The organism is Trichocoleus sp. DQ-A3, assembly GCF_039961975.1.
GTDB lineage: Bacteria > Cyanobacteriota > Cyanobacteriia > Cyanobacteriales > FACHB-T130 > FACHB-T130.
Genome location: NZ_JAMPKC010000030.1, coordinates 1 through 12,442, shown reverse-complemented (window position 1 = coordinate 12,442; position 12,442 = coordinate 1). Strand labels below are relative to the sequence as shown.

The 12,442-nt window shown below is 35.1% G+C and carries 11 protein-coding genes and 1 tRNA gene; 4 read left to right on the top strand and 8 right to left on the bottom strand.

The genetic code is table 11. From position 1 onward, the window contains the following. The first annotated feature begins 289 nt into the window (after positions 1-289). Positions 290-1,321, top strand: coding sequence for a zinc ABC transporter substrate-binding protein (locus NDI44_RS25055; protein WP_190413891.1), 1,032 nt, complete (start codon positions 290-292; stop codon positions 1,319-1,321). A 23-nt stretch (positions 1,322-1,344) separates the two neighbouring features. Beyond that, positions 1,345-2,127, top strand: a complete 783-nt coding sequence (locus NDI44_RS25050) for an ATP-binding cassette domain-containing protein (protein ID WP_190413936.1) — start codon at positions 1,345-1,347, stop codon at positions 2,125-2,127. Positions 2,128-2,158: 31 nt separating this feature from the next. Here the strand turns inward: NDI44_RS25050 and NDI44_RS25045 are convergent, their stop codons facing one another. Next, the gene (locus NDI44_RS25045; protein WP_190413889.1) at positions 2,159-2,569 is read right to left on the bottom strand and encodes a metalloregulator ArsR/SmtB family transcription factor; all 411 of its coding nucleotides are present in this window, start codon (positions 2,567-2,569) and stop codon (positions 2,159-2,161) included. Between the two features lie 61 nt (positions 2,570-2,630). On the opposite strand from NDI44_RS25045, the gene NDI44_RS25040 reads away from it, so the two are divergent. Continuing rightward, positions 2,631-3,509 carry a metal ABC transporter permease gene (locus tag NDI44_RS25040; protein ID WP_190413887.1) on the top strand — a complete coding sequence of 293 codons (879 nt, stop codon included), beginning with the start codon at positions 2,631-2,633 and terminating at the stop codon, positions 3,507-3,509. Positions 3,510-3,623: 114 nt separating this feature from the next. Here NDI44_RS25040 and NDI44_RS25035 read toward each other — a convergent pair whose 3' ends face one another. Beyond that, a complete protein-coding gene (locus NDI44_RS25035; protein WP_190413885.1) occupies positions 3,624-3,788 on the bottom strand; it encodes a metallothionein in 165 nt (54 codons plus the stop codon). 222 nt (positions 3,789-4,010) lie between these two features. Between NDI44_RS25035 and NDI44_RS25030 the strand changes: the two genes are divergently transcribed. Next, positions 4,011-4,083 (top strand) — tRNA-Phe (locus NDI44_RS25030). 727 nt (positions 4,084-4,810) lie between these two features. Here NDI44_RS25030 and NDI44_RS25025 read toward each other — a convergent pair. The 6 genes from NDI44_RS25025 to NDI44_RS25000 form a co-directional block, all read right to left on the bottom strand. After that, positions 4,811-6,103 (bottom strand): hypothetical protein, encoded by a 1,293-nt coding sequence (locus NDI44_RS25025; RefSeq protein ID WP_190413883.1) that lies wholly within the window; start codon positions 6,101-6,103, stop codon positions 4,811-4,813. A gap of 48 nt (positions 6,104-6,151) precedes the next feature. Then, positions 6,152-8,212, bottom strand: coding sequence for an ATP-binding protein (locus NDI44_RS25020; RefSeq protein ID WP_190413881.1), 2,061 nt, complete (start codon positions 8,210-8,212; stop codon positions 6,152-6,154). Positions 8,213-8,357: 145 nt separating this feature from the next. After that, on the bottom strand, positions 8,358-8,936 hold the full coding sequence (locus NDI44_RS25015) for a hypothetical protein (protein WP_190413879.1): 579 nt from the start codon (positions 8,934-8,936) through the stop codon (positions 8,358-8,360). 152 nt (positions 8,937-9,088) lie between these two features. After that, a complete protein-coding gene (locus NDI44_RS25010; protein WP_190413877.1) occupies positions 9,089-9,463 on the bottom strand; it encodes a hypothetical protein in 375 nt (124 codons plus the stop codon). 444 nt (positions 9,464-9,907) lie between these two features. Next, positions 9,908-10,834, bottom strand: coding sequence for a hypothetical protein (locus tag NDI44_RS25005; RefSeq protein ID WP_190413875.1), 927 nt, complete (start codon positions 10,832-10,834; stop codon positions 9,908-9,910). A gap of 5 nt (positions 10,835-10,839) precedes the next feature. Next, positions 10,840-11,616 carry an EcsC family protein gene (locus NDI44_RS25000; RefSeq protein ID WP_190413874.1) on the bottom strand — a complete coding sequence of 259 codons (777 nt, stop codon included), beginning with the start codon at positions 11,614-11,616 and terminating at the stop codon, positions 10,840-10,842. Positions 11,617-12,442 lie beyond the last annotated feature (826 nt).

Genomic DNA, 12,442 nt, shown 5'->3' with positions numbered 1-12,442 from the left:
CTCTACAGTTTGCTAAAGACAATTTATTGACAATTTTGCTGAATTTTGCTTATAAATTGCCTTTTTCCAATGAAAAGCATCCGTTGCTGCTGAGAAATTTTGCTTTTAAACACTTAAGAGACAAGATTTCTCCAACTTTTACAATCCCCCCTGATGGCATTTACCAGTCAAAACTCAACTATCGGCAGCAATATCATACTAAAATGAGAATTATTCTCATAATATTAAAACAAGACTCATTCTCAAAAAAAGTAGATTGACACTTCCACCGTCAATCAGGAGATAAACCGTGACGTGCCTTAGAATCCGACATTATTCGAGCAAGCTTGCCCTACCTTTATTACTGCTGCCAGTGTTCGCTGCTGGGTGTACCTCATCAAATACTTCTGTCCCATCCCCACAGCAGAGTGCTTCACCGCAGTCGCCAGTAGCAGCGCAGAATCCGAAGTCTCCACGGGTAGTGGCAACGTTTTTGCCGATTTATTGGTTTACCAAGGCAGTTGCGGGTAACAAAGCGCAGGTAGAAATTTTAGTGCCACCAGGATCGGAAGTGCATGAGTATCAAGCGACACCCGCAAACGTACAAGCGATCGCTCAAGCAGATGTGCTGGTAAAAAATGGCTTCGGCTTGGAAGAATTTCTTCAAGAAACTATCAAAAATTCTGGAAACGCTCAGATTAAAGAAATTGATAGTAGTAAAAGCATTAACGCCTTAGAAGACGCCTCACCCGTGGTGAATGGTCAAGCAGCTAGCCACGAAGACCACAACCACGAGGGAGAAGCCGGTGCAAAGGCAGAAGAACACGACCATGCAGAAGGGAATCCTCACGTTTGGCTCGATCCAGTCCGAGCAAAACAGCAAGTAGAGAATATTCGGGATGGTTTAATTGCAGCCAATCCTGAGAACAAAGCGACTTATCAAGCAAACGCCACCGCCTACATTCAGCAACTGGAGGCGCTAGACAAAGAATTTCAGCAGCGTCTGCAACCCTATCGCGGTTGTACTTATGTCACTTTCCACGATGCCTATCCTTACATTGCTCAGCGCTACCAGCTTCAACAAGTTGCAGTAGTTCAGATTCCCGAAGATAACCTTTCGCCTGCTGACATCCAAAAGGCGGTTGGGGCAGTGAAAAAGTACAATGTTAAAGCCCTACTTGGCGAACCAGGAACTGACAATAAATTGCTTGAAAGTCTCTCTACCGACTTGAAATTAACCCTGAGAACCATCGATCCTCTGGAAAATGGCCCCCTGACTCCGGAGCATTATTTCACCGCGATGAAGCAAAATCTGCAAACCCTGGAAGCTGCCTGCAAGTAGACGTGAGAAACTCTGACGCCCCTATCCCATCGCCAATTCTGAAAGTTGACGGCTTAACTGTATATCTAGGCAGCTATCTGGCGCTTCGGGATGTCTCTTTTGAATTGCTACCCGGAACTGATACAGCAGTAGTTGGCCCGAATGGTGCGGGTAAAAGTACGCTGGTGCAAGCAATTCTGGGATTAATTCCGCGAAGTGCCGGAAAAGTAGAAATTTTTGACCGTCCAGTTGAACGTTTGGGGCATTGGTGTCACTGGTTAGGCTATATGCCGCAAAATTTTATCTTTGACCGGAGTTTTCCAATTTCTGTCGCCGAAATGGTGGGGTTGGGATGGGCGAAGAAAAATCAGGAGTCAGGAAAACTCAAGGCTCAAAACTTTTTGTCATTCTGGCGGAAAGATGAAAAGAAATCAGAAGCGATCGCTTCTGCCTTGAAACGGGTAGACGCTTATCACCTGCGCCGTCAATCCATCGGTACTCTGAGTGGTGGGCAACTCAAGCGTGTTTTGTTGGCTTATTGTCTAGTCATGCCTCGTCAACTTCTAGTCCTGGATGAAGCGTTTGCCGGTGTGGATGTGCAAGGTGCAGCAGATTTTTATGCTTTGCTGAATGAACTCAAACGCGAGCAAAATTGGACGGTGTTGCAAGTTTCCCACGATATTGATATGGTAAGTCACCACTGCGATCGCGTTCTCTGCCTCAATCAAACGGTAGTCTGCACTGGCACCCCGGAAATTGCCCTTTCCCCTCAAAACCTGCTAGCCACTTATGGCCCAAGTTTCAGTCGCTATCATCATCACCACTAAAAAGAATCAAAATGCTAGGAGTTTTTAATATTTAATTGGCTTCATCCAAATGTTCTGCAACAGAGCGATAGAGGTCTAAAACGTGATTATCTTGAAGGCTATAGAAGACCTTGCGCCCACGCTTGCGGTAGCTAACCAGTCGCAGGGCACGTAAGGCTCTCAACTGATGGGAAACCGCTGATTCGCTCATTGCCAGCGCTCCTGCCAAGTCACACACACACAGTTCTTTGAGTGCCAAAACTGATAGAATCCGCAGGCGATTGGCGTCTCCTAAGAGACTAAAGAACTCCGCCATTCGCTGGGACTTCTCGGTGCTGAGAATCTGACTTTGCAATTGGTGAACGTTATCTATGTCAACCGGATGTGGCGGATTACAATTTAAAGTTTCTGTCTTCTGAAGGTCGCTATTTACAGCTTCATCAGATGAAAGTTGCACTGACATTTCTCAAGCTATAGGTAGATACTCTTATCGTAACTGATTCGCTGACGTGGATGGAAAGCTCATGACTCTCCTAGATTGGTCGATCTCATTTCATTTTCACTGGCTAGCGATCGCGGATAGCGCTAACTTAATCACCTTGTTGCAGTTTCCCTTCATGCAACGAGCGATCGCAGGTGGCGTCCTGATGGGACTTCTCGGCGGATTTCTTGGCAGTTTTGTCACTTTGCGCCAATTGTCTTTTTTCAGCCACGCCGTTGGTCACGCGGCTTTAGTCGGGCTGGTGATGGGAGTCTTATTGCAGCTAAATCCCACCTGGATGCTACTACCCTTTACGGTAATTTTTGGTCTAGCGGTTCTCTACTTGATTGATCAAACCAATCTCGCCAGCGACAACATCCTCAGCATTGTGCTATCCGGTGCCTTGGCAATTGGCGTCATCCTCAGCAGTTTTATCCAGGGATACCGAGGCAACCTCTTAGGCGCTCTATTTGGGGATATTCTCGCAATTAATAACACCGACTTGGTGCTGGTTTTTCTATTGCTTGTGGGCAGCGGTATCTTCTTACTGTCAACGCTGCGAGAGCAAATCTTATTGACGCTTAACCCCGATGTAGCAAAGGTTCAGGGTGTTCCAGTTCAGCTCTATCGCTACTTATTTGTTGTACTGCTGTCCCTGGCAGTTGCCGTTTCTATCAAAGCCGTAGGCATCTTACTCGTAAATGCCTTTCTAGTGATTCCCGCTTCTACTGCCAAGTTGTTGAGTCACCAATTTATCTACTTTCTCTGGCTCTCCGTTTTCTTGGGAGCGATGAGTAGCGTTGCTGGAATGATTGTATCCGGTCTTTTTAACTTTGCTTCTGGCCCTAGTATTGTTCTCGTCCAGTTTTTGCTGTTTCTAGCCGTTCTTGGCTGGGCAAAGCTGAATCTGCAAACTAGCTGAGACAAGTAAGGTTAGCGGGTTGTGGATTAGCCGGTTGAAGGTTAGCCAGTTTATGAGAACTTTCCACTGCTGTAAACCTTCAACCTTCAACTCTTGTAAGCTTTCAACCTTCAGTTAGCCGCAGTTACAGCCGTGATGGGAGCAGCCTTGTCCAGATTCGTGACCATTGGCACAAGCTTCGCCGCAGTAGTATTTACCACCTTTTTCCACCGCTTCGCTGATGGAAACAACGCACAGGCAAGATTCACAGGCACATTTCATCGAAGTTACGGTAGTCATCACTTTGTCCTAGTCAACTCTTCACTTACTATAACATCTGAACAGATATTCAGATATCCGTCCTTTTCAGGAATCGTCATAGAGATAGCGATACAGAGATAGCGATCGCCCTTGCTGGAACTGCGATCTCTGACAAAAAACAAAAATATTACCGAATCTGCCACTAGGGGCTTGTCAACACTGTCTAACTTTGTTAATTTAATAAAGCACCAAAAAAAGTGCGCCGGGATAGCTCAGTTGGTAGAGCAGAGGACTGAAAATCCTCGTGTCCGGAGTTCAAATCTCCGTCCTGGCATTTAAAACAACAGTATATAGAAGGTTCTAGGCTCATCAAGTACGCTAATAGTCTAGGCAAGTCTACTAAAACTCTACTAAGTGTAGAAGAGGCTTTAAGGGCGATAAAAGCTGCCCTCAGCTATCTTTCCACCTTTGACGGGTTATCGTGTCCTTACAGAGGATTCTAAAGGAAGTACAGATAGCTCTAACAGAACTATGGCTTACTCTAACAGAACTATGGCTTAAGGGTGGACATATACCATAGCTAACTATCCTAGTCAATACCTGTATTTATACTCATGCTTATCACTTCTTGAGTGCTAATCCTATATAAATGCAATAGGTCTATAACTACAAACACATAATTGCTGTATACACATAGCAGATGTAATCTTACAATTTCCGCTATGGAAAGACATATACAACTGATGTATCTATCGATTATTCGATGTTTTAGAGGTATGAGGTTGAAAAAAACGTGTAAATTCTACACATATTACTAGCAGAATAATATGGAAAACATAGATAAAATCATCAACTTTGTTGATACATAATTACTACACGATGTATACAATTATTTAATATAAATTGAAAAGTGTAGCATGAATGCTTAAAAAATTTATGTAATCAGCAGTATAAATATAATATTAGCAACGTAATTCATAGTTAGTTTTAAGTTTGCATACTTAATTGGTTAAGCTTGTTACATAAATAACCTGAAATATGAAAAAATTATTTTTTCATTTTTAATCATCATCTATTTTTGAATACATCCATTCAGGAAAATCATTTTTTGATAAATGAAAAGATGTACCTAAAAGGACATTAATGTCATTTAAATAAAAATTAAGTTCATTCAGAGATAATTTCATCAGAGTTGTAGAGCCGTTAATACGGTGAAAAACAATTACAAACTGCTGACGTATCTTTTCCATTAATTCCTGAAATAACCTAAATGGTCTAGTATGACTAAGTTCCTTGAAGTTATCATACCAAAACTTTATTATCGGATGATTAATATTAAAATAAGTTTTTATAGGGTTATCTATATAAGAACAAAATTTAGTCGTGCAAAGAGTTAATTGGACTCCATAAAAATTTGCTAACTCGTAGTTATGTGAAAAACTATTATAAGTTATAATTTCATGCTTGTTTTTGCTTGCTTTCAAAAAAGTTCCTTGCGGATGGTTTACAACATAAAATACAAACTTTTTATGTTTCAAATAGTCAAAGATAAAACTAGAACTTTGATGATTTCCAGGTAGAATATAAGAAATATTATACTTACGTATATAGTAATCCATAAGGTTCACATCATTAGTACACAGCATTATTTCTAATAAGTTACTTAGCTTAAATAAGGACAAATCTAAGTTAATGACATTTGCTCCTTCAGGAAGAAAATTACGCTGATACACCGAGAAATAAAAGTAATTTTCCAGAAATTCATAATGCTCTTTACTACAGGAGCTACGATAATTCAAAAGATAAGACAAAGTAACAGTAGTTCTTAAATTTTCGTGAATGTTTGAAAAAATAGTTTTAATTATCTCGCTTTGAAATTTTTCATAAATTTCATATAAAAATAAATCATTTTCAAAAGTATTTCTAGTTATATTAAGCTGCTTAGGTATTTTTATATTAATATCGCCAATGAGTGTAATACCAGCTTGTTTTACAAAAATACCTTTTTGAAAAATATTAACATTTCTTCTATTATCCTTATAAATATTTCTAAGTTCAAAAGAATAGTCATGTTGATTTTCAGGAAAAAATATTCCACAATATCCTTCAAATTCCTCATTTTTTAGTGTGACCTGATAAAACTTGTATTCTAAAAGTGCTATTACATGAGGGCTTTGTACAATATCTTTAATTAAGTCAATTACTTCATTCTCACAGAAAGCATCTTTTTTAAATTCAATAATATTTGTCTGTTGATTTTCGTTTTTTATAATTAAAGGTATATCAACATATTTAAAGTTAGTCGAAACAAAATCTGTTAGCCTATTAATATTTAAATCAATATCGTTTTTCAAATGCAGTATAACTTTAGTGCCTTCACTTATACTAGGGTCTTCTTCAAATTAAAACTGATAGGGAGCTTCTTGATTAACTATAAATTTTAAGCCATTAGAGTGTTTCATTTTTGTTTCTACAGTAAAAGAATCACATAACATAAAATATGAGAATACTCCTACTCCAAATTGACCGATAGAATTTTCAATGTTGTTTTCGCAATAGAATGAGCTACCTAATTTAGCAAAATAATTTTCAACTATATACCTATCCATTCCTAAAGCATTATCTTGAATAACTAGATCATTACCAATTAAATCAAGAATAATTTCAGGCGTATAGTTCTGTTCGTTTTGAATTTTTAGTTCACATGAGTCTAATGAATTTTGAAGAACTTCACGAATAGCAACATATTCATCATGGTAAATTTTTTTACCCATAAAAGTATGGATAATGTTTTTATAATCGAGGCTAAATCCTATTCCGTCTTTAAATGGAGAGGAAATATCATTCTCAACAAAAGTTAGTTCAATTTTGATTTGTTTTGGCAACTGTTTAATAAATTTATGGCAAGTTTTTAATAGTTGCTCAAGTAAGTGTAAATGTTCTGAAGTTGCTAAGTAAATTAATTGATCGTCGATTTTATCCTCAAAAATCAATCTTTTTCCGGCATCTTGGAACTTTGTCCGAGGTTTTTCTCTCTCTACTTTCTCTTCCCACAATCTCTTACTCTTAATATACTTAGGATATTTAATATATTTATTCAACAACTTATTTGAGTTAATGTTTTTAACATCAACATTATCTGCAATTAAGATTAAAAATGCTAGATAAGGTAAACATACTGTTTCAGTAGAATAAGAATTAACTGAATGTTGAGAGTGATAGTAAGTTGAATCTTCAATAGTTTTTTGAATACTAAAATGAGCTTGAGTGACTAAAGAAATTGCTTCTACATAATCCTTATGAATTCCTAATAATTCTGCATTTTCAACTATATAGTCATGGGATATTTTGTAATGATTCAATCGGATATAGTTTTCAAACGAATGAAAAAAGTTATTTTTTTTATGCTCATAAAATTCATCCTGATATTTTTCTACTAAGGCTTCTTTAGATTGACAAACGCCAATATCAGTTAAATAAGATGAATTAGCTAATATATATAACTCATGCTCATTAAGATGACTCATATTTTCTTGTGTAAGAAGGCTACAAACATACTTAATTACCTCCTGGTTATGACATTTATTATGTTCAGAGTAGTCTATAAAATGAATATTGTATTGATTTATTAATTCTTGTATTTTCCTTTTCGTATTGTTGAAAATATCAAACAAATAGGGAGATTTATTTTGAAGATGTTTTTCCAATGGAGTTAGTGAACCCATTAATTCTACAGCTTGTTTTTCCCTTTGTTCTAATCTGTCCTTAAAGGCATCAGTATTAATAACTGAATCAACTTTAAAAAACAGATTCACAATATCACTGTATCTATCAAGTCTGTAGTCTAAGTCAGTATTTATTAGTGGTTTTATAGTAATTTTTTCTAAAGTTGCAAAAATATCATTTTTACATACTTCAAAATCTAAATTTTTAAATGATACATATTTTTTCTTGATGCTTTCAAAGCATTCATGAATTTCATTTTCATTTTTTTCTAATCTACTATCATTAATTTCTGAAATTAATTCTTTTCCTTTTTCATTTATATCAGAGCTTACAGCGAGATAGTAGTAAAGTTTTTCTTGAGTGTTTGAAATTAAATTATTACCCTGTAAATGAAACAAAACAAACTTTATAACTTCTTCTCCCACCTGTTTTCTATTTAACGAATCTTTGTATTTTTTACATTGAACTAATCCTATATTTTCGGACTTCAATGTTAAACAAATATCGCGACCTTTTTCTCCAACACCTTGCATTAATATTACGTCATCATAAATTAAATCATTTTGACTTTTTAAATCTTCTTTAAATATTAAATACAATAAACGTTCAAAATCCCGATCGTCAGGCAAATTAGAGTAAGGATATCCTATTTGGTTTTTAAATTTTTTCGGTTTATTAGTGTAATCTTGTTGTTCCTTTTCGATTTGATCGGGTTCAATTTTTATACGATTAACCATAACACTCCTCTTTATCAAAGTTTAAAATGATCTAAGCAGATAGGCTTATTACAATATATATAAACACGGCTTATTATTGCTGGATTTTCCACAACAAAGCTAATTAAAACTGCTATGCATTAGTAAAAATAAAGTTAGAAGTAACTTATAACCATCGTTCTTTAATTGCTCCGTAAGTTATAGTAACTCTAAGCCAATGAGCTAAACCATCTTCACCACGGCTACGCTCACGAGTACGTTTTTTAATAGCGTCTTTCACGCTTTCGGGTAAAGCTACAGAAACTAATTTTCCCTCTGACCATTCACGTTCAAAAACCTTGTCTGTTATTCTTTTGCATTGAGCCGATATTTGAGATTCTCTAATTTCTTTATCCTCTGCTGATTTTAACTTGGTTTTCAATTCCTTTACTTCATGATTTAGTCTCTTGTTTTCATGTTTTAGGCTTTGATTTTCATCTTCTAATCCCACTTCTAAATCTCTAAACACCTTGAACAATGTGTCTATCCATTGTTCTTTTAAGGCATATTCTGAAAAAATCAACTCTCTTTCTTCTCTTAGAGTTTTAAATTCTTGCCAAACTTCTATAGCCCAGTTGAGCCTACTCTCTTGTTCTTGTTTAAGTCCATCAGGAGAAAGAAGATAGATGCTTAAATCCCAATTACATACAGGACAGAAGTTAACATCATCTTGAGATACATTCAAACATACAGGACATTCACTCATAGGAACTCCAACATCTTAATATTTGTTCGACAGATAGATGGTTTATTTGTCCTGTATGATAGCCCATGAATGCTGTATATTCATGTGTATAAGAGGCTTATTAACTGTATAGTTGTCTACCTAATACTCTAATGTTTTAGCAGTTTCTTGTTCTATTTCACAAGTCTGGTGAGAATATCCTGAGCGCATTTACTGATTTTCTCATCATCATCATGCTCTGTACATAGAGCGAATACTTCCCATTCTTCTAATGTAATAGCAAGATATTTCCCTATCTTGTAGTTATTTGCTGATGCGAGAATTTCGTCTCCATTTAATTCTGAAGTTATCTTGAGATATTTTCCTCGCTTAACTGTTTGGCGTACTTTCACTTCCCAAAGATGATATCTCCTATCTCTAATTAGAACTTCACCTACACGATCTTTACCTCCGTGAAGCAGTTTTTCATAAATTTTCTTACCTTCCTTACCTGCTTTGTATGCAGTCTTACTTGCCTTATAAAGCTGAACTATTTGGAAAGCATTCATTAATTTAACCTCTGTAGTACCTCTTGTAACAGTATTCTCTATTTAGAAGTTACAGTTACTATTCAACCTTGTGATATTAATCACAAATATTAATGATTGATATCATTTACTTTGTGTAAACTACCTTTAATTCCTAATTTATACAGAAATTGATGAATCTTGAGCTTGTTAAACATATAAAGACACTTTCAAGCTAAATTTAATCGAACAGGCATAGATAAAAATTAGTGTTTAAGTACCCTTCAAAGTCTTACTTAAGCTATCCATAAAATCTATTAATCTATGTTTTTAGCAAAGTTGATATTAACAAATTGGACACATAAAAGCATATAAAAATATACAATCAGTAAAACATTAATTATATATTCTTAAAATGCTTACTTTGAAATAAGTAAATTATTATTTTAAAAATACAAAAAAACTATTTATAGCGGAAAGCAGAAATCAAAAATGTTTTCTATAAGGACTTACAGAATCTATAAATTCACAGTCTCCTAAAATATTAGCTGTGATTAAACGAGCAACCCTACTTCTATTCCAATAAGACGTATGAGAACTTGTTAATCCTTTAGCCATAGATAATCCGGCTAAGCCAGAAAATGGCTGTGAAATTTTTTTCATAAGATTATGAGATGCAATAAACTTATCTCTAAAAAAGAGATTACATGATGAATCAATATTTAAGCTTGCAGAAATAGGATATGCAAAAACGTCAGAAGCATGAATCAAATTAATCCATCTTAAAGGTGATTTTAAATATCTACTAGCAAACCTTTTTAGATTTTCAGGCAGGATACCTAACATTAAATTAAAAAGTAATATGGGCGAACCCATTGTAGTAATACTTCTAAGATAAACTTTTGATTTACCGTTAGCACCACTTAAACCTTTTATTATATTTCTTATATAAAATGCTGGATCGTCTGTTCCATATTTATCAGAAAATAACATATCATATAAAATTACTCCTCCTAAAGAATGTGCTATTAGATGAAGTTCTGTTTCTTGAGGATGTTTTTTTAAAAATTCAAGTAATTGCAATGCAATAATGTTTCTAATTTCCCGACCATTCTCTGTATTAAGGTAAGTGAAAAGATCCCCAAAGAACTGCTCGATAAAGAATTCACGATATTGACTATACTGAAACACATCTCCTAAATCGATCTTAGAATTATTGCAAAAATTATTTAAATCTTGCTGAACCCATTTCCAAAGTGGGGGTGTATTTTCTAAAACTCCTCCCCATTGACTGCAACAAAAATAAGGTTTAGCTTGTTCTCTTTTATCAAAATCATCTCTGATTTTCTCTATTAATTCAAAAGCGTACTTATCATGTCTTGTAGCAACTCCATGAATGAAAAATACAAGCATCTATTTTAACCTTTATTTTCTTCTGCACACAAGCTGAAAACTTCATCTATCCATTCAGGAGTTGAGTTTTCATAATACTCAATTGCTAACTTTCCTATAGCTTGTGTCGAAACCCAATCTAAACTACCGCCAATAATTGCACCAACTACCGGAACTGCTTTGCCAAGTGTTTTCTGAACAGATTTTTCTACTGCTTTCTTTCCTCCTACTTTCCATAAAGCTTTTACTAAATGTTTTTGCATTCCTTTCATAGTATATTTAACTATGGTTTTACCACCATGTTTAGTAATAACTTTAGCAGCATACTTTGTACTTTCCTTTACAGTTACTTTAATAATTGATTGTTTTACACTTTCTAAAGCTTTTAATGCGTGTTTAGGAGCTGACTTCAATGCTTCTGTAATTACTAATTTCTTTAACTCTTGTATAGATCCATTAGACAAAACTAAAAAGATATCTGTTTTAATATCAGTGTTTGCAGGAGTATATTCGTACAAATAAGCAATACAGCGAATTGTAAAAGCTTGAATTCTCCAAGATTTAACTATATCTATAGGAATAGTTGCGGGTAAAGTAACTATTCCTCCGAGTCCAGTAACAGCACCTAATACACCACTCTTAATAGATTGGTCATGAATTATTTTTTCGGCAATTTCCCTTTTACTTAAAGTAGGATTTTCCGAACGGATTTTATTTAAGTATTTATTTATTTCTTCTGGATCAGAACTACTCATCATGTTAATTAGTGATTCAAGCGCTTCTTGCAAACCTGAAATATCCATGTTTTGATTTACATAATTACTTTAAGCTGTTGCTAAAGGATAACTTTTACAATTTAGAAATAACTCAGTTATACCACTAGGAATATTCTCCTTTTAAATTATCATTTAAGCATTTTTACTGTTTTCATGGTTTTCAAAAGCATAACCATTGACCCTAAGTAAAAATACCTAGCTTCTATAAGCTCTTTCAAGTGCCATGAAATTGGCTTTATGTCATCTACTACCTAAAATCTTTTTAATGTGGTTTTATGGCTTTTTATTAGGATAGCCTGGAACCATTGTCATGTGAGGTTTTCAGTCGTTTAGTTGTTCAATAAATTAAATATTCAGCCTTTCTACCTATCAGGGCGATCTCTAAAAACCTTGATTTTTCGTTAGTCATCCTTACTTGAATCACTGCTATACCCAAATAAAGCTAACCAGCTACATAAGGAGTATTTATGCTTAAGGCTTAGTAGTTGTAAGTATTTATCCTTAAAAATTAATTTGAAAATTTTTGAATGATTAATACATCAATTTCTGTTTTGAGTTTATAAAACTGAAAACTTTATTAAGTACTGATGTAACCGATGTAACTGAAGTGAAACTAAGTATTATTTTCTCTATTAACGGCAGTAATCTAGTCCCAGTAAGAGTTTCAAGCATTGACGTAACTGTAACTGGTGTAACTAATATTTTACTAACTTTATTTATTTATTTATTTAAGTTTCCATTAGACCTCCTGCATGAATGGTCAAGTAGTGTGCCAGTTCATAATCGAGATTGCACAATAAGGGAGTAGATCAGCATCAAGACACTGGGGAGTTGGTATGCCGTATACGGAGCT